The organism is Streptomyces uncialis (assembly GCF_001905345.1).
Lineage (GTDB): Bacteria > Actinomycetota > Actinomycetes > Streptomycetales > Streptomycetaceae > Streptomyces > Streptomyces uncialis.
Map to the genome: position 1 here is coordinate 1 of NZ_LFBV01000008.1, position 20725 is coordinate 20725.

The following is a 20725-nucleotide window of genomic DNA, read 5'->3' on the forward strand; positions in this document are numbered from 1 at the left end:
GCTTTCCTCCGGGCGCTTCCCTTCGGTGTTCCCGACTCTATCAGACCGTTTCCGTATCCGATTTCCTCGGTGCTTTCCGGGAAAACCGCTTCCGCGCTTTTCCTTTCCGGCGGTTCCGACTTTATCAGAGGTCTTCCGGCGGTTCGAACCACCGGGTGAGTTCTGATTTATCGGATTGGCTTCTTCGGAATCGCCTTGGGCGACTTCCCTGAAGCGGATAGATGTTCACCGTCACCCTACGGGATCGAACCCGTTTGTAGGCAACTGTTCAAATCTACCTCCCCAGCTCGTCCGTGTCAACGGATTTCCCTGGGGCGAAGAGGACACTAGCAGGTGTACGGGGGCCGACGCACATCAGGCGGCCAGGGGCACGGAAGCGCTGCGTTCGGCGCTGTCCACATCTCCCGTCTCGCCTTCCGCGACGGCCCGGCGGCCGAGTACCCAGACGTATGCGAGGAAGGCCGCCTCGGCGACGACACCGATGGTGACGCGGGCCCAGGTGGGCAGGCCGGACGGGGTGACGAAGCCTTCGATGGCGCCGGAGACGAACAGCACCAGCGCCAGTCCGATCGCCATTCCCAGGGCCGCGCGGCCCTCCTCCGCGAGGGCGGCGCGGCGGGTGCGTGGGCCCGGGTCGATGACCGTCCAGCCCAGGCGCAGTCCCGTGCCGGCCGCGACGAACACCGCGGTCAGTTCCAGGAGGCCGTGCGGAAGGATCAGGCCGAGGAACACGTCGAGCCGGTCGGCCGAGGACATCAGACCGATACCGACGCCGATGTTGAGCATGTTCTGGAAGAGGATCCAGACCACCGGCAGGCACAGGAAGGCCCCCAGGATCAGACAGAGCGCCGCGGCCTGGGCGTTGTTCGTCCAGACCTGGGCCGCGAAGGACGCCGCCGGGTTGCTGGAGTAGTACGTCTCGTACTCACCGCCGGGGCGGGTCAGCTCACGCAGTTCCGCCGGGGCGCCGATACCCGCCTGGACCTCCGGATGGGTGCCGATCCACCAGCCCAGGAGCACCGCGACCAGGGTGGAGAGCACGGCGGTGGGGACCCACCAGTGGCGGCTGCGGTAGACGGCGGCCGGGAATCCGTGGGTGAGGAAGCGGGTCACGTCCCGCCAGGACGCCCTCCGGGTGCCGGTGACGGCACTGCGCGCGCGGGCCACGAGCTGGGTGAGGCGGCCGATCAGCTGCGGGTCGGGGGCGGTGGAGCGGATCTGGGAGAGATGGGTGGCGGTGCGCTGGTAGAGGGCGACGAGTTCGTCGGCCTCGGCGCCGCTGAGCCGGCGCTGTCTGCGGAGCAGGGCGTCCAGGCGGTCCCATTCCGCCCGGTGGGCGGACACGAAGACGTCGAGGTCCATCGGTTCGGCTGCTCCTCGGGCTCGTCCGTACTGCGGCGACGCGTTTCAGCTTGGCAGACTGGCTGTGCCCGGGGCAGGCCAGGGCGGAGGAGGGATGACGATCGTGAGTGATCTGGTGACGGGCGAGGCGGTGGCGCTGGAGCTGCGGCCCGCGAAGCTGCCGAGCCGCGCCCTGGCCGTGGTGATCGACCTTGCCGCGGCGTTCGCGGTCTATTTCCTCGTTATGACGGGCCTGATAGCGGCCACCGCCTCGCTGGACGAGGCGGCCCTGGCGGCGATCACCGTGGCGACGTTCCTGCTGGTGCTGGTGGGGATACCGATAGCCGTCGAGACCCTGACCCACGGGCGTTCGCTGGGGAAGCTGGCGTGCGGGCTGCGGGTGGTGCGGGACGACGGCGGGCCGATCCGGTTCCGGCACGCGCTGGTGCGCGGCGGGATGGGGATGATCGAGATCCTGCTGACGTTCGGGACGGTGGCGAGCATCGCGTCGCTGGTGTCCGAGCGGGGGCGCAGGCTCGGGGATGTGTTCGGGGGGACCCTCGTCGTACGGGAACGGGTGCCGGGTGGGCGCGGTGGGTTCGTTCCCGCGCCGCCTCCGTGGCTCGCCGGGCGGTTCTCGGGGCTGGATCTGTCGGGGGTGCCGGACGAGCTGTGGCTGGCGGTGCGGCAGTACCTGACGCGGATGTCCCAGCTCGATCCGCAGGTCGGGGCGGCGATGGCGCGGCGGCTCGCGGGCGAGCTGGCCGGGCGGACGGGGGCGGACGTGCCGCCGGGGGTGCCGCCGGCCGCGTTCCTGGCGGCCGTGGTGCACGAGCGGCAGACGCGTGACGCGCGCCGTGCGTTCGCCGGGGACGGCGGGGCCGCCGGGTGGGGGGCGGGGGCGGTTGCCGGGTATCCGGGACCTGGGTACGCGGGGTCCGGGTATCCGGGCGGGCCCGCGTATCCCGGTGGGCCTGGCCGTCCCGGTGGGGCCGGGTATCCCGGCGGCGGTGAGCCGTCGGTCGGTGTGCCCGGCGGGGCCGGGGCTTTCGTGGCGCCCGGGGGGTTCGTGCCGCCTGGGGGGCCGGGGCCCGCGTCCGGGGTGCCGGGCGGGCCGGGTGCGGGCGCTGCCGCCGCTCCGGGGGGTTCCGCCGGTTCCGGTGCGGTGCGGGAGCCGGGGGGCGAGGGGCGTCGGGCCACGGGGTTCGCGCCGCCTTCGTGATGCCTTACCGGTGATCTCTCCCGTGCCCGTGGTGCCGTGCCCGTGGTCCTGTGGTCGTGGTCCGGTTCGTGAGGGGGCGGCCGGTCAGTCGAAGACGGACGGCGGGGTCTCCAGGTTCTCCAGCTCGATGCCGGGGGCGGAGAGGACGACGTCGCCGCTGAGGTGGACGCTGTGCTGTTCGCCGGTGTCCAGGGCGGTGACCTGGTACTCGTCCACGGTCAGGGGGGCGTTGTCAGTGGTGTGTGTTTGTCTGTTCACCAGGGCCCAGGACTGGTCGACGGTGCGGGGTGCGAGGACCGGGTCGGTGAAGGCGACCAGGCGTACCCGGGTGGCGGTGGCGTCCGGGGTGAGGCGCAGCAGTCGGGCGGTGGCGATCAGGAAGGCGGGGGATGTGCCGGTGAAGGCGTGGGCGGGGACGTTGCCTTCGGTGGCGTGGGTTCCGGTGGGGTCGGTGCGTACCCAGGTGACGCCGTCGATGGCGGCGCCGCGTACCTGCCAGCTCGCGGCGTTGAGTTCGAGGCGGATGGGGCGGCCGAGTTCGTCGAGTGCGAGGTCGACGGAGCCGGAGTGGTCGCCGGTGGGGTCGACGCGTTGGGAGACGTAGCGCCAGCCGGAGGGGCCGGGGGCGCAGTGGAAGTGTTCTTCGCCGAGGGGGGTGTGGTCGTGCGGGTCGTGGAGCGAGTAGTGGCCGCGGGGCATCGGGGTCCTCGGTCGTTCTGATCTCCGGTCGCGGGGTGTGCCGCTGTTCCGGTGGGGCGCGGTGGCCGTGTGGCGGGTGTGCCGGTCCGGGTGGTCGGGGCCGGTGGGCAAGGGGCAGGCCCCCGGCACGGGGGTGCGGGGGCCTGCCTTGGTCCTGCCGGTGTGCTGCTGGTTCCGCGGGGGCGGATCAGTAGCGGTAGTGGTCCGGCTTGTAGGGGCCGGCGACGTCGACGCCGATGTAGGCGGCCTGCTCGGGGCGCAGGGTCGTGAGCTTCACGCCGAGTGCGTCGAGGTGGAGCCGGGCGACCTTCTCGTCCAGGTGCTTGGGCAGGGTGTAGACGTCGGTGGGGTACTCGTCGGGCTTGGTGAACAGCTCGATCTGGGCCAGGGTCTGGTCCGCGAACGAGTTGGACATGACGAACGACGGGTGTCCGGTGGCGTTGCCGAGGTTCAGCAGGCGGCCCTCGGAGAGCACGATGAGGACCTTGCCGTCGGGGAACTTCCAGGTGTGGACCTGGGGCTTGACCTCGTCCTTGACGATGCCGGGGATCTTGGCGAGGCCGGCCATGTCGATCTCGTTGTCGAAGTGGCCGATGTTGCCGACGATCGCCTGGTGCTTCATCTTGGCCATGTCGGCGGCCATGATGATGTCCTTGTTGCCGGTGGTGGTGATGAAGATGTCGGCCTTGTCGATGACGTCGTCGAGCGTCGTGACCTGGTAGCCGTCCATCGCCGCCTGGAGCGCGCAGATCGGGTCGATCTCGGTGATGATCACGCGGGCGCCCTGGCCGCGGAGCGATTCGGCGGAGCCCTTGCCGACGTCGCCGTAGCCGCAGACGACGACGGTCTTGCCGCCGATGAGGACGTCGGTGGCGCGGTTGATGCCGTCGATCAGGGAGTGGCGGCAGCCGTACTTGTTGTCGAACTTCGACTTGGTGACGGCGTCGTTGACGTTGATCGCCGGGAACATCAGGCTGCCGTCGCGGTGCATCTCGTACAGGCGGTGGACGCCGGTGGTGGTCTCCTCGGTGACGCCGCGGATCTCGGAGGCGAGCCGCGTCCACTTCTGGGGGCTCTCGGCGAGGGTGCGGGTGAGGAGTTCGAGGGTGACGCGGTGCTCGTCGGACTCGGCGGTGTCGAGGGCGGGGACCTTGCCGTCGCGCTCGTACTCGACGCCCTTGTGGACGAGGACGGTGGCGTCACCGCCGTCGTCGAGGATCATGTTGGGGCCGCCGGTGGGGCTGTTCGGCCAGGTCAGGGCCTGCTCGGTGCACCACCAGTACTCCTGGAGCGTCTCGCCCTTCCAGGCGAAGACGGGGACGCCGCGCGGGTCCTCGGGGGTGCCGTCGGGGCCGACGGCGATCGCGGCGGCGGCGTGGTCCTGGGTGGAGAAGATGTTGCAGGAGGCCCAGCGGACCTCGGCGCCGAGGGCGACGAGGGTCTCGATGAGGACGGCGGTCTGCACGGTCATGTGCAGGGAGCCGGTGACGCGGGCGCCGGCGAGCGGCCGGCGCTCGGCGTATTCGCGGCGGATCGCCATGAGGCCAGGCATCTCGTGCTCGGCCAGGGTGATCTCCTTGCGCCCGAAGGCGGCGAGGGAGAGATCGGCGACCTTGAAGTCCTGTCGGTTGTCGACAGTGGTCATAGGGAGCTGCTCCTCGTGATGGGTCGAGGTGGGGTCGGCTGGTCTGCGCGGTGGCGGGCGGGCACAGGAATGCCCGGTCGTGGTGCGCAGCGCAGTCCGTCGGAGGCCCTCTCTCCCTCGGTGGGCCCGGCGTGCGGGCCGCCCGACCGCCATCAGCAGCGACGTCTGGCTCTGCTGACGAATCTAACACCGGTGGGTGGCCGGGCCCCAGGGGGCGTGGTGCGGACGGTCCGGTTCCGGCCGTTGTGGTGGCGGGTCGGGCGGGGCTCGGTGTCAGGGGGCGGCGGGTGGGGCGAGGGGGCCGCCGGGGGTGGCTTCGGGGTCGGCTCCCTTGGCCGCTTCGGTGTCGCTGTAGACGTCGGGTTCGAGGTAGATGACGCGGGCGATGGAGCAGGCGTCGCGTACGCGGGTCTCGGCGGCGTCGATGGCGGCGGCGACCTGGGCGGCGGTGTTGTCGTGCTGGACGCCGATCTTGGCGGCGACGAGGAGTTCCTCGGGGCCGAGGTGGAGGGTCCGCATGTGGATGAGGCGGGTGACGGTGACGCCGTCGACGAGGGCGGTCTCGATCTTCTTGATGTCGTCGGTGCCGGCGGCTTCGCCGAGGAGGAGGGATTTGGTCTCGGCGGCGAGGACGAGGGCGATGAGGATCAGCAGGACGCCGATGCAGAGGGTGCCGATGCCGTCCCAGAGGCCGTCGCCGGTGGCGAGGGCGAGGGAGACGCCCGCGAGGGCGAGGAAGAGGCCGACGAGTGCGCCGAGGTCCTCCAGGAGGACGACGGGGAGTTCGGGGGCCTTGGCGCGGCGGACGAACTCCTTCCAGGAGAGGGAGCCGCGGACGGCGTTGGACTCCTGGATGGCGGTGCGGAAGGAGATGGTCTCGGCGATGATCGCGAAGACGAGGACGCCGACGGGCCAGTACCAGTTCTCGATGGCGTGGGGGTGCTTGATCTTCTCGTAGCCCTCGTAGATGGCGAACATGCCGCCGACGGAGAAGAGCACGATGGAGACGAGGAAGGCGTAGATGTAGCGCTCGCGGCCGTAGCCGAAGGGGTGTTGCGGGGTGGCCTCGCGTTTGGCCTTGCGTCCGCCGAGGAGGAGCAGGCCCTGGTTGCCGGAGTCGGCCATGGAGTGGACGCTCTCGGCGAGCATGGACGAGGAGCCGCTGAAGAGGAACGCGACGAATTTCGCGACCGCGATCGCGAGGTTGGCGACGAGGGCCGCCACGATCGCCTTGGTTCCGCCTGACGCACTCATGTGTACGTGGTGTCCCTTCGCCTGGTGCGGCGCTCTGGGGCCGACGCCTGTCGGGTGCCGGTACCCGTGTGTGTACTGAGGGTGACGGTGCCGGTGTTGCGGGTGGTACGGGTTGCGGTGGAGTCGTGCACAGAGGCGGGATCGTACGGGTACGGACGCGGGTTGCGTACCCCCCGCGTCGTGCCGATCACTCGTTCGTGGCCGTACGGGTCGGTGTGGCGGGGGGTGCCGTGCGCGTGGCGTGGGGCTCGGTCAGATCACCACGGTGGCGCGGAAGACGGTTCCGGCGCCGGTCAGCCGGGTCTTCTCACCGGCCGGGACGAAGACGGACGCGCCGGGGGCGAGGGTCTCTTCGGGTCCTTCGCCGTGCAGGGTGACGGTGCCGGCGGTGCACATGACGATCTGCGGGGTGTCGGCGGTGAGGGTCGCGGGGACGGCGCCCTCGGGGTGGACGAGGCGGGAGAGCCGGAACTCGTCGATGGGGGTGTCGTAGACCTCTTCGCCGTCGGGGGACGCCTCGGGGCGCAGGATGCCGGGGTCGGCGGCCTCGAAGCGGACGACGCGCAGGAGTTCGGGGACGTCGATGTGCTTGGGGGTGAGGCCGCAGCGCAGGACGTTGTCGGAGTTGGCCATGATCTCGACGCCGAGGCCCTGGAGGTAGGTGTGCGGGACGCCCGCGCCGAGGAACAGCGCTTCGCCGGGCTGGAGCCGTACGTGGTGCAGGAGCATCGCGGCCAGTACGCCCGGATCGCCGGGGTAGTGGTGGGCGAGGGACGCGTAGGCGGCGTAGGCGGAGGCGGGGCCCGGGGCGGGGGTGCCGGACGTGCCGCCGGTCGCGCTGCCGGTGGGGTTGCCGGTGGCGGGGTCCTCGTAGCGGGCGAGGCGGTCGCAGGCCTGGGCCGCCTCGGCGACCGTGGCCGCGATCTCGGCGCGGTCGGCGGTGAGGAACGCGGTGAGGGCCTCGCGCAGGGCGGCCTCGGGCGGGTGGGCGCGCAGCATGTCGGCGTACGGCTTGAGGGAGTCCACGCCGAGGCGGGTCAGCAGATCGGCGGTGGCGGTGGGTTCGCGGAAGCCGCACAGGCCCTCGAAGGGGGTGAGCGCGCAGATCAGCTCGGGTTTGTGGTTGGCGTCCTTGTAGGTGCGGTGCGGGGCGTCGAGGGGGATGCCGAGCCGGTCCTCGCGGGCGTGGCCCCGCTGGGCCTGGGGCAGGTCGGGGTGGACCTGGAGGGAGACCGGGGCGCCCGCGGCGAGGATCTTGAGGAGGAACGGCAGCCGGGATCCGAACCGCTCCACGGCGGGGGTGCCGAGGGTGCCCCGGGGGTCGGCGTCGATGACGTCGGCGAGGGTGCCGCGCGCGGTGCGGGAGGGGGCGCCGGGGTGGGCGCCCATCCACATCTCGGCCTGTGGTTCGCCGGTGGGTTCCGTACCGAGGAGTCGCGGGATGGCGGTGACGGAGCCCCAGGCGTAGGGGCGGATGGTGTTGTCGAGGCGGTCCATGGCGATCTCCTTCTTCGTACGGGTACGGCGGTGGGTGCCCCGCGCGCGGGTTCCATGCGGACCGCCGGCATGGTGCGGCGGCGCGGGGCGGGCCCGGGGCGGGGCCCCGGGGTCAAGGTCAGGCCCTCGAAGCGAGCGCCAGGTAAACGGCGGCGAAATCCGTGACGGCGATCAGTTCGGCGAGGTTCTCCAGTGGGCCGCCGGGGTCGCCCGTACCGGGGTCGGGTTCGAGTTCGCTGAGGGCGGTGTCGTGGCCGAGGGCGAGTTCCCGGGCGGCGGGGGCGGCGCTGAGGCCGCCGGTGGGGCGGTCGCGCAGCAGGACGACCCGGGCGCGCAGGGCCTGGGCCTCCTCGACGCGGTCGCGGAAGAAGTCGTCGGGGTTCGCGCCCGCGGCGAGTCCGCCGACGAGGAGGGCGCCGTGCGCGGGCAGGGCCTCGGGGAGTTCCGCGGGGAGGGCGGGGCGGCCGGCGAGTTCGCCGATGGCGGCGGCGAAGCGGCGGCCGACGGGTCCGGCGGCGGGGCCCTCGGTCCAGATCAGCGGCAGGGACTCCGCGAGTTCGGAGGCGAGGGTCTTGGCGGCGTTGGTGTAGGTGGCGACGGCGGGGCCGCAGCGTTCGGCGGTGCGGTCGAGGCGGTCCGCGACCAGTTCGAGGGTGGCGGCGGGCGCGTCGATGAGTCCGGTGCGGTCGAGGAGCAGCAGCAGCGGGGTGAGCAGGGCCCACAGGGCGCCGGGCGCGGACGCCGCTTCGGGTTCGTCCTGTTCGTAGGGGGCGGTGGCCATCGGCAGGCTCAGCCCGTGCGCCGCGCCGACGGCTTCGGCGACCGGGGTCCGGGCGGGGGCGACGGCGACGACCGTGCAGCCCCGCCGGTACGCCTGTTCGGCGAGCTGCGCGAGTCCGGGTTCGGTGCCGTCCGGGGTCGCGATCAGCAGCAGGTCGACGGGTCCGGCCCAGCCGGGCAGGGTCCAGCGCAGGGCTCCGGCGACGGGGGCGACCCCGGTGGGCCGGAGCGGGACGACGGGGCACGCGGCGCCCGCGAGGGTGCCGAGGATGTCGGCGGCGCAGGTAGCGGCGGCGCCGGGGCCGGCCATGAGGACGGCGCGGGGGCGGCCGTCCGGGGTGAGCGCGCTGACGCCTGCCTCGGCTGCGTGCCGGGCGGCGGTGCGGACGCGGGCACCGGCCTCGGCGGCGCCCCGGAGCAGTCCGCGCCGGTCGGCCGTGGCGAGTGCCTCGGGCTCGTCCAGCAGCGATTCGTCGAGCATGGGAGCGGCCTCCGATTCGCTGTGCGGTTGTGTTCGCTGAGCGGTGGTACGGGCGGGGCCCCGAGGGGCGGATGCGGTGCGGGTGCGGGGCTGGCGGGGTGCTGCTGCGGTGCGGGTGCGGGGTTGGGGGTTGGGGTGGTGCGGGACGGTCGGGTGCCGGGTGTGGGTGCGGCGGCCCGGGTGCCGTGGCGTGCGGTGCGGTGGGCGGCGTGGCGGTGGGCCGGGCGGGGGCGTGGTGCCGTTCCTTGGCCGGGTCCGGTAGCGGTCGGCGGGGTGCCGTCCTGCGCCGGTCCGGTACGGGTCGGCGTGGGTACAGGTCCTGCGCCGGTCCGGAGCCGGTCCGGTACGGGTCGGCGCTGGGCCGGGGTCCGTGCGGCGGGTGGTCCCGGTGGCGGGCGGTGGGTGCGCGGGACCGTGCGGGCGGCCGGGGTGCGGTGCCGGGGATCGCCTGTCGGCGGCCGGACGGTCGCCGGAGTGGGCCCCAGGTGGGAGGCGCCCGGTGGTACGGGCGTCGCCGTCGGCGCCGGTCGGGGTGTGCCGTGCCGTCGCCACCTGCCGTCGCCGGACCTCGGGCGGGCCGGGTCCGGTACCGCGCCGGGTGCCCTTACGCGGGGCGGCGGGCCTCGTCGACGAGGAGTACGGGGATGCCGTCGCGGACGGGGTAGGCCAGGCCGCAGTCCCCGCCGGTGCAGATCAGCTCCGCCTCCGTCTCCTCCAGGGGGGCGTGGCAGGCCGGGCAGGCCAGGATCTCCAGGAGACCGGCTTCGAGCGGCATGTCGGTGGTTCCTTCCGGTGGCGGGCGCGGGGGGTCGGGTCCGCGGCCTGGTCAGCGTACCGCTGTGCCCCGGCCGTCGCGGGACGCGCGGGGTCCCGATCGCGGCGGTTTCCCGATACCCGCGCGGTGTCCTCGCCCTTGCCCTCGGCCGGGCGGGATCGGCGGCGACGGGCGGACCGCGGGTGCGGCGGGTACCGCGCTGCGGAACAGGGACCGCCGGGTACCGGAAGTGGTGGCCTTCCGGTACCCGGCGGGGTGGGGCGAGGTGAGCGGGGCACCCGGTGCCGTACGTCCGGTGCGGGGGCCCGCGTTCGTCGGCTCAGCCGCGGATGATCTCCAGGACCTCGTCGCGGACCTTGGCCATCGTGGGCTGCTCGCGGGCCTCTGCGTTGAGCCGGAGCAGGGGTTCGGTGTTGGAGGGACGGACGTTGAACCACCAGTCGGCGGCGCTGACCGTCAGGCCGTCGAGTTCGTCGATGGTGACGCCCTCGCGGCCCTGGTACGCCGACTTCACGGCGGCGAGCCGGGCGGTCTGGTCGTCCACGGTGGAGTTGATCTCGCCGGAGCCCGCGTAGCGGTCGTACTGGGCGACCAGCGCGGACAGCGTGCCGTCCTGCCCGCCGAGGGCGGCGAGGACATGGAGCGCGGCGAGCATGCCCGTGTCGGCGTTCCAGAAGTCACGGAAGTAGTAGTGCGCGGAGTGCTCGCCGCCGAAGATCGCCCCGGTGGTGGCCATCTCCTGCTTGATGAACGAGTGGCCGACGCGGGTACGGACGGGGGTGCCGCCGTTCTCCCGGACGACCTCGGGGACGGACCACGAGGTGATCAGGTTGTGGATGACGACGCCCTTGCCGCCGTGCTTGGCCAGCTCGCGGGAGGCGACCAGCGCGGTGATCGCGGACGGGGAGACCGGGTCGCCGTTCTCGTCGACGACGAAACAGCGGTCGGCGTCACCGTCGAAGGCGATGCCCAGATCGGCGCGCTCCTCGCGGACGCGGGCCTGGAGATCCACGATGTTCTTCGGGTCGAGGGGGTTGGCCTCGTGGTTGGGGAAGGTGCCGTCCAGCTCGAAGTACATCGGCACCAGGTCGAGGGGCAGGCCCTCGAAAACGGTGGGCACGGTGTGACCGCCCATGCCGTTGCCCGCGTCGACCACGACCTTGAGGGGGCGGATCGTGGCGAGGTCGACCAGGGAACGCAGGTACGCCGCATAGTCGTTCAACGTGTCACGCTGAGTGATGGTTCCCGCGGTCCCGGCGGGCTCGGGGACGCTGCCCCCGGCCGCCGACCAGCGCTCGACGAGGGCGCGGATGTCGGCCAGGCCGGTGTCCTGGCCGACCGGGGCGGCTCCGGCGCGGCACATCTTGATGCCGTTGTACTGGGCCGGGTTGTGCGACGCGGTGAACATCGCGCCGGGCAGGTCGAAGTCGCCTGACGCGTAGTAGAGCTGGTCGGTGGAGCAGAGGCCGATCTCGGTGACGTTCACGCCGCGGGCCGCGGCGCCGCGGGCGAAGGCGCGGGACAGGCCCGGGGACGAGGGCCGCATGTCGTGCCCGGTCACGATCGCCTCGGCGCCGGTCACCTCTGCGAAGGCCGCGCCGAACAGTTCGGCGAGCGATTCGTCCCACTGGTCGGGGACCACCCCGCGGACGTCGTACGCCTTCACGATCTGCGACAGATCTACAGCCACGGCCAACCCTCCTGGAGGTCTTCTTGGGCCCCCAAAGTACCCGTCTTCGATTCCCCCACCAGGCGCCTTCGCTTGCGCCACCGGGTTTTCGGTCCCTTCCCGGTCGCCCCTCGCCCTCGCTGGCGCGCCCGAGGTCCCCTGCGCTGGACGTACTTGTTCCCGTGCGGGTCGTTCGTGGGTGCGCAGTTCCCCGCAGGTCGCCTTCGCTTGCGCCTCCGAGGTTTCCTGTGCTGGACGTACTTGTTCCCGCGCCGTCGCTCGTGTGGTGCGCAGTTCCTCGCGCCCCTGGGTCTGTCCGGCTGGGCGTACTTGTTCCTGGGCCGTCGCTCGGTGGGTGCGCAGTTCCCCGCGCCCCTTCGGGGGCGCCCGGCTGAGGCTGTTCTCGGGCTGCGGGTGGGGTCAGGCTGCGGGCCGGCGTCGGCCCGGGGCGGGGTTGAACCATCCTCCTCCCGCAGTCGCACGGCTGCGGGAGGGGGTGGGCGGGAATCTCTGCCCGCAGACTCCGATGCTCTTCAGTAGGACCACACGTACGTCTTACCGAGCGTGTCGGACCGAGGACGGAGAATCCCGACCGGCACCGACCCGAAGAACAGACAGAACGCGCCCCAAAGGGGCGCGGGGAACTGCGCGAAACCACCGAGCGACGGCACAGGAACGAAGTACGCCCAGCACAAGGAACCCAGGCGCCGCGCGACGGAGAAGTGTCAGTTGTCCGGGGAGCGGAGGACCCGCAGGTGGCCGCGGCGGCCCGACTCCACGGGGTAGCCGGGGGTACGGGAACCGGTGCCCCCCGCCTCCGCCGCCCGCTCCTGCGGCCGCGCCGCCTCCCGCACGGCATTGGCGAGCGCTTCGAGATCGTCCCCACTGGGCCGCGCCGGCCCACTGGCCTCCGCGAGGCGGACGACCTCCCACCCACGGGGCGCCGTGAGCCGCTCGGAGTGCTCGGCGCACAAGTCGTAACAGTGGGGTTCGGCGTAGGTGGCGAGCGGGCCGAGGACCGCGGTCGAGTCGGCGTAGACGTACGTCAGCGTCGCGACGGCGGGACGGCCGCAAGCGGTGCGCGAACAGCGACGTACAGGGCTCACGATGTTGGACGGTACCGCACTCTTGAGCGGGCCGCGACGACGCCTCCGCACGTCACTCCACCGTGTCGTGGCGTGAACCTGACGCCCCGGCTTTCCGGTATTGGCCCCCCGACCTGGGATGTCCCCCTGGCCGCCCCCTGGTCGGAAGGTCACGAGGGGTCGGGAGCGGCCACCTCTGGGGGGAATTTCCCTGTTGTGCCACATGATCGACGGCTCGCGACATGATCATCATTGATCAGAATCTTGGCTGGAATGGTCAACAAGTGACATGGCGTACACCTGTGCGCGCAAGCCTCCGCGCGGGCGGTACGAGGGCGGTACGCGGGCGGTGACAGGCGGGCGGCGGGTGCCCGTGGACGGGGCCGGTCCGGACACCGGCGGTGACGGAGGCCCCGGAGGGCGCCGGGGGACTACGCTTCCTCGGTGATGGACAACCCCGTGCCCCCCACGCCAGCGCCCCGCGGCCCGCGCCGCCGCGACCGCCACGGCAGGGGCATGCGCGGTCCGGTGGCCCCACCGCAGGTGCCGCTGGCGGCCAGCCGGGCGGAACTGTTCACGGATCTCGTGCAGGACTCGGTGGAGCGGCTGGAGCGGCGCTGGCCGCAGCTGTCCGACATCGACTTCCTGGTCCTGGAGGTGCCCCGGCTGGACCCCCCGGACGGCGCGGCGGACGAGGAGCCCGTACCGCTGGGCGGTGTGGTCACGGCGAAGGAGGGGCGCCGCGCGCGGGTGGTGATCTACCGGCGGCCGGTGGAGATCCGCAGCAAGGGGCGCGACGAGCGGGCGGCGCTGGTGCACGAGGTCGTGGTGGAGCAGGTCGCGGAGCTGCTCGGGCTCACGCCGGAGGCCGTCGACCCGCACTACGACGACGACTGACCGGCTCGGCGGACCCACCCCGACCGACCTCGACCGTCCGGCCCCGGCGGACCGGTGGCCGACCGCCCGGTGGGCCGGTCACCGGGCGGGGGCCGTCACTCCGTGTGCCCTCACTCCGTGTGCGCTCACTCCTGGAGGACCGACAGGTCTTCCTCGGTCTTCGGGACGGAGACCGTGCCCCGGTCGTCGGAGAAGGTCTGGACGGTGAACATGGGGATGCCGTCGTCGGGGATCTCCAGGGTGCGCGCGGCGTGCACCGGGCCCCCGGAGAGCGTCTCGACGGTGAGCGCGTAGGAGCCCTTGAGTCCCTTGGGCGCGGGCGGTTCGACGAGGAGGGTGGCGCCCTTCCTGACGGTGTACGTCTTGGTGGCCGGTGTGCCGCCCTCGCTGCCCGCCGACGCGGTGACCCTGACCTTCGCGGAGGCGCCGGGTGCGACGAGGGACAGCGAGGTGCCCTCGGCGCGGTTGTCGGGGACCGTCGCGCGGTCGCCGATCGCGGGGGTCGCGGGGATGTACGCGGTCTCCCGGTCGGCGCCCTTGCCGCGGACGACCTGGAGGGCGGCGACGACCGGCGAAGAGCCGCGGGTGGGGGTGAGCAGCAGGGACCCCGCCTCGCCCTTGGTGATGTCCCCGAGGTCGACGGCGGCCGTCATCCCGGCCTTGACGTGGAGGGTCTCGTTGCCGACGGGGGTGATGGGGCCGGTCGGGGAGGCGAGCCGGACCGAGAGGTCGGCGTCGTCGCCGGGGGCGAAGGCGATGAGGCGGGCCTCGGTGACGTCCTTGGGGATGCCGGGGAGGACCAGGGAGGCGGCGGGGTCGGCGGCGGGCGGCAGCCAGTCGGCGCCGCGGGCGGTGTCGGTGGCCTGGAGCGCGGCGGCGACGCGTCCGCTGCGGACCGTCACATGGGCCGTCAGATCGGGCTGCGGCCGGTCGGTGAGGGTGGACAGCAGCACGGGCACGCTCGCGCGCGGCTGTACCTGGATGTCCTCGCCGAGGGACGACTCCAGGGCGCCGTCCTCGCCGTACAGCTCGATGTCGACGACGGCCGCGGAGTCGTCCGGGTTGGTCAGGTGGATGTAGTCGGTGCGGTTCTTCGCGGTGCTGGCGCCGGGCAGCCAGAAGTCGGTGTCGGGGCCGGAGCAGAGCACCCCGAGGACGCCGCGTCCGGAGCCCGCGGCGACGGTGGTGGTCTGCTGGAGTGTCCAGCCGGGGGCGAGGTCGCCCCGGGCGGCGCCGATCCAGGCGGGGGTGCCGGCCCCGGAGTCCTCGCCGGTGACGGGGGTGCCGGGCTTCTTGGGCGTGAGGACGGGCTTCGCGTCCACCGGTTCGGCCTTGCCGGAGCCGGTGGACTCCTTCGCGGCGGGACTCAGTCGTGCCGAGCCGGAGCCGGGCGTACCGGTCGAGCGCGGGGTGTACGAGGTGTAGGTGGTGTCGGCGAGTTCCGAGTTGCTGGGGGCGGGGCACAGCGCGCTGGAGCGTTCCACGGGCAGGCGGGTGGCGGCCGTCTCCCGGCCCGCGTCCGGCTCGTCGGGCGCGGACACCATGGCGAGGCCGGTGACGGCGGCGAGCGCGGCCGTCACGGCGATCAGGGACAGGGTGGGGCGGTTCACTGCTGGCTCCCGTCGGGGTGCTCGCTGTCGGTGCCGTGTGTCCGGCCCCGCTCGGGCTGCCGCTGTCCGTACGCGGGGTCGTAGGGGGCATGGCCGCCGTCGTACCCGCCGGGGTCCTGGTACGGGGTGCCGTGCGGCTCCTGGGGGGTGCCGTGGCCGGGGTCGCCGTAGGGGGGCGCGGCGGGCGGGTACGGGGCGTAGCCGCCGTCCTGTGCGGTGCCCTGGTAGGGGTCCTGCTGGTACTGCTCGTGGCCGCCGTCCGGGTAGGCGCCCTGGTAGGGGTCCTGGGGGGTGTGCCGGCCGGGGACGGCGGCGTGCGGGTAGGCGGCCGGGTCCTGCTGGGCGTAGGGGTCGGTGGTGGTGGCCGGGGTGTCCCAGCCGCCATGGTCGGGCTGCGGGGGGACGGGGGCGGCCGGGGGCGCGGGGGCCGGGTGTCCGGGGGTGTCCGGGCCGGGGGTGCCGTCGGGGCCGCCGGTGGAGCCGTCGGCGGGCCGGGCGCGCAGACGGCGGGCGCGGCGGCCCTCGGTGGGCTGCGGCTCGGTGGGCGCCGGGGGCTGTGCCTCGTCGGGCAGGTCGTCGTCGACGGTGCGGCGGCGGCCGGGCAGGGCGAGGACGACGAGGACGACGGCGAGGGCGCCCTGGGTCCACTTCCACACGGTGTGCGTGGTCGGGGGTTCGTAGGTGACGGCGAGGCGTCCGCCGGTGGCGGGCAGGGTGAAGCCCTGGGCCCAGCCGTCGACGGTGGTGCGGGTGAGGGGCTTGCCGTCCAGGGTGGCGGTCCAGCCGGGGTCGGCGGTGTCGGCGAGGCGCAGGACGCGGCCTTCGGGTCCGGCGGGGATCGTGGCACGCACGTCGACGGGTCCGGCGGCGACCGGCTGGGGGTCGCCGCTCCTGGGGACGATCACCGCGCGGGCGACCTGCCGGTCGACGCGCCACAGGGCGCTGCCGTCCTGCTGGCTGAGCCTGGTGAGCCCGGGGGTGGTGTCGAGGACGCGGCTCATCGCGCGTGGGGTGCCGTCCTGGACGAGGACGTAGCGGACGGCGAAGCCGCCGAGTTCGTCGGCCTGGTCGGCGCCCGATCCGGCGACGAGGTTCGCGACGACCTCGTCGAGCCGGGGGCCCGCGGGGCCGTCGGCGGCCACGTCGGCGTCACCGAGGCGGACACCGGAGCCGCGGACCAGGGTGTAGGCCACGCGCGCGGGTGACTCGCCGTCGAGGACGAGGGTGCGTGCCTGGTCCTGGGTGCCGCTCTCCTCGGCGACGAACGCGGGGACCTGGACGGCGTCACGGCGGGCGAGGGGGTCGTCGGCGCCGCGGATCATCCAGCCGGCGGCGGACAGGACGGTGCCCGCGGCGGCGGCGAGGGCGATGAGGGCGGCGACCGGCTGGCGCCAGCCGAAGCTCTGTTCGGCGACGCGGTGCCGGGCGCCGTCGGCGCCGAGGAGGGCCGCGGCGAGGAGGGCGATGCCGTGGACGAGGGTCGCGGGTCCGGCCCACGCGGAGCCGTTGGAGAGCGCGGCGAGGGTGAGGGCGGCCAGCGAGGCCGTCCAGGCGGTGAGTACGGCGACCCGGCGTTCGGTGCGCAGCAGGGCGGCCAGCGCGGCGAGGACGATGCCGCCGAGCAGCAGTCCGCCGACGGTGCCGGGGCCGCCCGGGGAGGCGCCGAGCAGGTCGAGGGCGGTGGCGGCGGGGCCGCCGCGGTGGTCGAGTCCGGCTTCCTGGAAGAAGGCGTCGGGCGCGTCGGAGAACAGCGTCAGGGACCAGGGCGCGAGGACCAGCACCGGGGTGCCGAGGGCGGCCAGGACGCGCGGTCCGTACGCGACGAGGTCGCGGCGGCGGACGGCGAGCAGGACGACGCCCAGGAGCAGGGCGAGGGGCCAGACGACCGGGGTGAAGGCGGTGGTGACGGTCAGCAGCAGTGCGAGGGTCCAGGTGGCGCGCCAGCTGCCGCGCGCGGTGGAGGTGCCCGGGAGGGCGAGTCCGCTCGCGGAGACCGCGGCACGCGCCATCAGGGGCAGCAGGACGGCGAGGACGGCGGTGCCGATCCGGCCGCCCGCGACGGCGCCGGTGACGGCGGGCAGGAACGCGTAGGCGATGGCGCCCCACGCGCGCAGCAGGCGTGACATGACGAGCGGCCGGGACGCGAAGTAGGCGGCGACACCGGCGAGGGGCACCGAGCCCACGAGGAGGACGGTGACGGCCGGTCCGGTGGAGCCGAACAGCAGGCTCGCGAGCATGGCGACGAGCGCGAGGTAGGGCGGGGCGGACTGGGTGCCGCCGGTGCTGACGGGGTGCCAGGCGTCGGTGAAGCGGGCCCACAGGTCGGACGCCTCGGCGGGCGCGGGCAGCAGCGCGCCGCCCGCGAGGGCGCCGGGGCCGAGCAGGGCGCGGCAGGCGACGAGGGCGAACAGCAGCAGGACCGCGAAGAGGACGGGGCCGGGTTTGCGGCCGACGCGCTTGAGGCGGGCGAACTGCTCGACCTCCAGGAACTCGGCGTCGTCGTCGCCGGGGCCGGTCTCGACGGCGCCGTGCCGGCCGCCGGTGTCGGCCTCGTCGGAGCCGGCGAAGCTGCTGGTGACCTGTTCGACGGTGGCGCGGACGGTCGCGCCGGGCGGCGGGAACAGGGGACGCAGTTCGTTCTTGTCGGGCTTCGGCCGGCCGCGGGTGCGGCGGGCGGCGAGGACGCGGCCGGGGCGCAGCAGGGTCGCGGCGAGTCCGGTGATCTCGTTGAGGGCCTGTCCGGGGACCTTGCCGACGAGGTAGGCGAGGGTCCGCAGGACGGAGCCGACGACGAGCCTGACGAGGACCCAGGGCAGGGCGGCGCCGCGTGAGTTGACGAGGAGGGTGTAGGCGGCGCCCGCCTTGTCGACCTTGTGGGGCGGGGTGGCGGTACGGCCGACGCAGTCGACGGCGCGGCGTTCGCGGGAGGCGGCCTCGGCGTGCCGGACGACGGCCTCGGGGGCGACCAGGACGCGGTGGCCCGCGTTGTGGGCGCGCCAGCAGAGGTCGACGTCGTCGCGCATCAGGGGCAGTCGGCGGTCGAAGCCGCCGAGCTGTTCGTAGACGTCGCGGCGGATGAGCATGCCGGCGGTGGAGACGGAGAGCACGGGGCGTACGTGGTCGTGCTGCCCCTGGTCCTGCTCGCGGCGGTCCAGGCCGGTCCAGCGGCGGCCGCTGTTGGCGATGGAGACGCCGACCTCCAGGAGCTGGCGGCGGTCGTACCAGCCGCGCAGCTTGGGGCCGACGACGGCCACGTCGTGTCCTAGTTCGCGTTCGTTCTCGACGACGCGCAGGAGGTGGGCGAGGGCGTCCGGCTCGGGTGCGCAGTCGTCGTGGAGGAGCCACAGCCACTGTTCGGGCTCGCCGTGCGGGAGTTCCGGCATGTCGTACGCGTCGTCGCGCCAGGTGCGGCTGACGGGGTCCCAGCCGCTGGGGCGCTTGAGGTACGGCAGGTCGTCCGTGGTGAGGACGGGCGCGGTGCGGACGGCTTCGTCGACGGCCTGGCCGAAGCCGGTGCGGCGGGCCAGATGCAGGACGCGGGAGGCGCCGAGGGCTTCGGTGACCAGTCGCGCGGAGTCGTCGGCGCTGCCGGTGTCGGCGGCGACGGCGTTCTGCACGGGGCGTTCCTGGCCGAGGAGTCCGGCGAGGGCGTCGGGCAGCCAGCGGGCGCCGTCGTGGGCGACGACGACCGCGGTGACGATGTGCCTCGGGTGCTCGGGAGCGCTGGTCGGGTCTGACAGCGCCGGGTGGGCCGCCGGGGTGCCGCCGGGCGCGGTGAAGTGCGCGGCGGCCGTGGTGGCGTAGTGGCCTGTCGGATGGCTGTGCACGGACATCGAGGTACGGGCCCCGGTTCGCTGGACGTGGTGGACAACGCACATCGCCCGGGCGCTGGGCCTCGGCGCTGTGTGGGGTGTCTTGGACGAGCGACCACACTAACCGCTGGGCGCCTGGCCGGTTGCCGCCTGTGGACAACCCTGGCCTTCGGGCTACGGGGTTCGCCCCTGAGGGTGTCCGTCCGTCCTCGGGTGCGGTGGGGCTGTTCTGTTGTGGGTGCGGCCGGGGTCCGCGTGGACCTCGGCGGGGGCCGTGCGGGGCGGCTCCGGGCGCCCGGGTGCGGGCCGGGGTGGTTCGCCGGGTGGGCCGGTCGGGCGTGGTGGCACCGTGGTGCCGGCGTCCCGGTGGTGCGGTGTTACCGGTATGACCGGTGGTGCGCTGGTGAAGTGGTGCGCTGGTGAAGGTGGTGCGTGGTGCTCGCCGTGGCGGGCGGGTGCCGGTGGCGGGTCAGACCGCCGCCTTCTTGAGGCGGCGGCGCTCGCGTTCGGACAGACCGCCCCAGATGCCGAAGCGCTCGTCGTTGGCGAGCGCGTACTCCAGGCACTCGGAACGGACCTCGCAGGCGAGACAGACCTTCTTGGCCTCGCGTGTGGAGCCGCCCTTCTCGGGGAAGAACGACTCGGGATCGGTCTGGGCGCACAGCGCGCGCTCCTGCCAGCCGAGTTCCTCTTCGTCCACGCCCTCGACGGCCTCAACGGCTACTGCCTCGACCAGCAGGTGCTGGAACAGCTCGGTCATGTAGCGCCCCTCGTCTGTTTTTGCGTCCCCGTGATGTGGTCGTTACCTATCCGGGTCGAAACGACACGAGTGAAATTACAAGTGTGCCGATCCGAGCGAGTCAAGCCGGGATCTGCTATTGGGTCCCTTATTCACTCTGCGGAACCAAGGGTATACGGTAAGTGTTCAAATCGGCATAAACCATGACACCCGTCAACCGCCCGTTCGGGGCCATGTCCCTCATGAGGGAAAGACGGACGACGGATTGGTGTCGTTCCGGTGACAAGGAGGAAGCGAAACTGATCACATTCGGATCACGGGACCGTCACGTCGTTGGACAGACCCCGTGTTGCCGCGTGTATCCCGTGGGGGCTGTGGACAAACCTTCCGACGTGGTGAGCGACCGGAACAGGTGAAACCCCGCCACGGGAGGGGGGCGCGGTTGACATCCGAGGTGTGAGCCGGTTGCCTGGTGGGCATGCTCGCGAACTTGGCGCTTTCCGTGACCCGCCCCGGGTCCTTCGGTGCTGCCCGCTCGCGCTGTAGCTGTTGCTGTTCCGGCTGTTGAGCCCACCGCGCTCCGGCCGTCCCTCCCCTCGCCCGTACCCGGGCGACGCCTTTCCCGGGGCGTTCCCCCGTCCGTGATCCGGACACCCCGCCCCCGCCGCACATCCCGCCCCCCCCACTCTTCGCCGAGGACCCACCGCATCCATGAACAGCGACAGCGACCTCCAGATCGCGGGCGACATCCTTGAGGTGCCTCACCTCCTCCAGCCCGCCCGCGAGCACCCCGCCACCGTGGCCGAGTTCGCCGGGCTCGCCCGGACCATCGCCGCCGACCGCGCCGCGTGGGCGCACCTGGTGCGCTACGACGCGACCAGCCGCTGGTACCACCGCCTGCGCACCGGCCCCGGCTACGAGGTGTGGCTGCTGTCCTGGGTACCCGGCCAGGACAGCGGACGGCACGACCACGGCGGCTCCAGCGGCGTGCTCACCGTCCTCGACGGCGAACTGACCGAACGCGCCCGCGACACCGAACGCGTCCTGCGGCCGGGCGCACAGCGGGTCTTCGCGCCCGGCTACGTCCACGAGGTCGCCAACGACGCGCTCGAACCGGCGGTGAGCCTGCACGTGTACTTCCCCGGGCTCACCGAGATGCCGATGCACGCCGCCCGGTGCGCCGCGCTGAACGCCCCCGCCCGGGCCTGAGCGGAGCCGC

General features: G+C 73.3%; 15 protein-coding genes. 3 read left to right on the plus strand and 12 right to left on the minus strand.

Annotation, left to right across the window (positions count from 1 at the left end; genetic code table 11):
• Window positions 1–354 precede the first annotated feature (354 nt).
• Entirely contained in the window at window positions 355–1362 is a 1008-nt protein-coding gene (locus AB852_RS26495) for a stage II sporulation protein M (RefSeq protein WP_073792745.1), read from the minus strand.
• A gap of 103 nt (window positions 1363–1465) precedes the next feature.
• Between AB852_RS26495 and AB852_RS26500 the strand changes: the two genes are divergently transcribed.
• Window positions 1466–2563 (plus strand): RDD family protein, encoded by a 1098-nt coding sequence (locus AB852_RS26500; RefSeq protein ID WP_073793064.1) that lies wholly within the window; start codon window positions 1466–1468, stop codon window positions 2561–2563.
• An 84-nt stretch (window positions 2564–2647) separates the two neighbouring features.
• On the opposite strand, the gene AB852_RS26505 is transcribed toward AB852_RS26500, so the two are convergent.
• The 8 genes from AB852_RS26505 to AB852_RS26540 form a co-directional block, all read right to left on the minus strand.
• On the minus strand, window positions 2648–3262 hold the full coding sequence (locus tag AB852_RS26505; protein WP_073792746.1) for a hypothetical protein: 615 nt from the start codon (window positions 3260–3262) through the stop codon (window positions 2648–2650).
• A 187-nt stretch (window positions 3263–3449) separates the two neighbouring features.
• A complete protein-coding gene (gene ahcY / locus AB852_RS26510) occupies window positions 3450–4907 on the minus strand; it encodes an adenosylhomocysteinase (RefSeq protein WP_073792747.1) in 1458 nt (485 codons plus the stop codon).
• 273 nt (window positions 4908–5180) lie between these two features.
• The gene (locus AB852_RS26515; protein WP_073792748.1) at window positions 5181–6161 is read right to left on the minus strand and encodes a cation diffusion facilitator family transporter; all 981 of its coding nucleotides are present in this window, start codon (window positions 6159–6161) and stop codon (window positions 5181–5183) included.
• A 252-nt stretch (window positions 6162–6413) separates the two neighbouring features.
• A complete protein-coding gene (gene manA, locus AB852_RS26520; RefSeq protein ID WP_073792749.1) occupies window positions 6414–7658 on the minus strand; it encodes a mannose-6-phosphate isomerase, class I in 1245 nt (414 codons plus the stop codon).
• Between the two features lie 118 nt (window positions 7659–7776).
• Window positions 7777–8919, minus strand: a complete 1143-nt coding sequence (locus AB852_RS26525; protein ID WP_073792750.1) for an SIS domain-containing protein — start codon at window positions 8917–8919, stop codon at window positions 7777–7779.
• A gap of 604 nt (window positions 8920–9523) precedes the next feature.
• On the minus strand, window positions 9524–9694 hold the full coding sequence (locus AB852_RS26530) for a Trm112 family protein (protein ID WP_073792751.1): 171 nt from the start codon (window positions 9692–9694) through the stop codon (window positions 9524–9526).
• Window positions 9695–10013: 319 nt separating this feature from the next.
• Window positions 10014–11384 (minus strand): phosphomannomutase/phosphoglucomutase, encoded by a 1371-nt coding sequence (locus AB852_RS26535; RefSeq protein ID WP_073792752.1) that lies wholly within the window; start codon window positions 11382–11384, stop codon window positions 10014–10016.
• 704 nt (window positions 11385–12088) lie between these two features.
• A complete protein-coding gene (locus AB852_RS26540; RefSeq protein ID WP_073792753.1) occupies window positions 12089–12520 on the minus strand; it encodes a DUF3499 domain-containing protein in 432 nt (143 codons plus the stop codon).
• A gap of 375 nt (window positions 12521–12895) precedes the next feature.
• Between AB852_RS26540 and AB852_RS26545 the strand changes: the two genes are divergently transcribed.
• Window positions 12896–13345, plus strand: a complete 450-nt coding sequence (locus AB852_RS26545; RefSeq protein ID WP_073792754.1) for a metallopeptidase family protein — start codon at window positions 12896–12898, stop codon at window positions 13343–13345.
• A gap of 125 nt (window positions 13346–13470) precedes the next feature.
• On the opposite strand, the gene AB852_RS26550 is transcribed toward AB852_RS26545, so the two are convergent.
• The 3 genes from AB852_RS26550 to AB852_RS26560 all read right to left on the minus strand — a co-directional run bounded on the left by AB852_RS26550 (window position 13471) and on the right by AB852_RS26560 (window position 19527).
• Entirely contained in the window at window positions 13471–14955 is a 1485-nt protein-coding gene (locus tag AB852_RS26550; RefSeq protein WP_073792755.1) for a DUF5719 family protein, read from the minus strand.
• The gene (locus tag AB852_RS26555) at window positions 14952–18788 is read right to left on the minus strand and encodes a glycosyltransferase family 2 protein (protein ID WP_079184951.1); all 3837 of its coding nucleotides are present in this window, start codon (window positions 18786–18788) and stop codon (window positions 14952–14954) included. Before AB852_RS26555 ends, AB852_RS26550 begins: the two co-directional genes overlap by 4 nt.
• Window positions 18789–19236: 448 nt before the next feature.
• Window positions 19237–19527 (minus strand): WhiB family transcriptional regulator, encoded by a 291-nt coding sequence (locus AB852_RS26560; protein WP_073792756.1) that lies wholly within the window; start codon window positions 19525–19527, stop codon window positions 19237–19239.
• 690 nt (window positions 19528–20217) lie between these two features.
• Here AB852_RS26560 and AB852_RS26565 point away from each other — a divergent pair.
• Complete coding sequence (locus AB852_RS26565; RefSeq protein WP_073792757.1) at window positions 20218–20715, plus strand: cysteine dioxygenase; 498 nt, start codon at window positions 20218–20220, stop codon at window positions 20713–20715.
• Window positions 20716–20725: the final 10 nt, after the last annotated feature.

Excerpts from the sequence above, each read along its gene's own strand:
- AB852_RS26495 (WP_073792745.1), bottom strand. The coding sequence starts at position 1,362 with ATGGACCTCGACGTCTTCGTGTCCGCCCACCGGGCGGAATGGGACCGC.
- AB852_RS26505 (WP_073792746.1), bottom strand. The coding sequence starts at position 3,262 with ATGCCCCGCGGCCACTACTCGCTCCACGACCCGCACGACCACACCCCC.
- ahcY (WP_073792747.1), bottom strand. The coding sequence starts at position 4,907 with ATGACCACTGTCGACAACCGACAGGACTTCAAGGTCGCCGATCTCTCC.
- AB852_RS26515 (WP_073792748.1), bottom strand. The coding sequence starts at position 6,161 with ATGAGTGCGTCAGGCGGAACCAAGGCGATCGTGGCGGCCCTCGTCGCC.
- manA (WP_073792749.1), bottom strand. The coding sequence starts at position 7,658 with ATGGACCGCCTCGACAACACCATCCGCCCCTACGCCTGGGGCTCCGTC.
- AB852_RS26525 (WP_073792750.1), bottom strand. The coding sequence starts at position 8,919 with ATGCTCGACGAATCGCTGCTGGACGAGCCCGAGGCACTCGCCACGGCC.
- AB852_RS26530 (WP_073792751.1), bottom strand. The coding sequence starts at position 9,694 with ATGCCGCTCGAAGCCGGTCTCCTGGAGATCCTGGCCTGCCCGGCCTGC.
- AB852_RS26545 (WP_073792754.1), top strand. The coding sequence starts at position 12,896 with ATGGACAACCCCGTGCCCCCCACGCCAGCGCCCCGCGGCCCGCGCCGC.
- AB852_RS26555 (WP_079184951.1), bottom strand. The coding sequence starts at position 18,788 with ATGTCCGTGCACAGCCATCCGACAGGCCACTACGCCACCACGGCCGCC.
- AB852_RS26560 (WP_073792756.1), bottom strand. The coding sequence starts at position 19,527 with ATGACCGAGCTGTTCCAGCACCTGCTGGTCGAGGCAGTAGCCGTTGAG.
- AB852_RS26565 (WP_073792757.1), top strand. The coding sequence starts at position 20,218 with ATGAACAGCGACAGCGACCTCCAGATCGCGGGCGACATCCTTGAGGTG.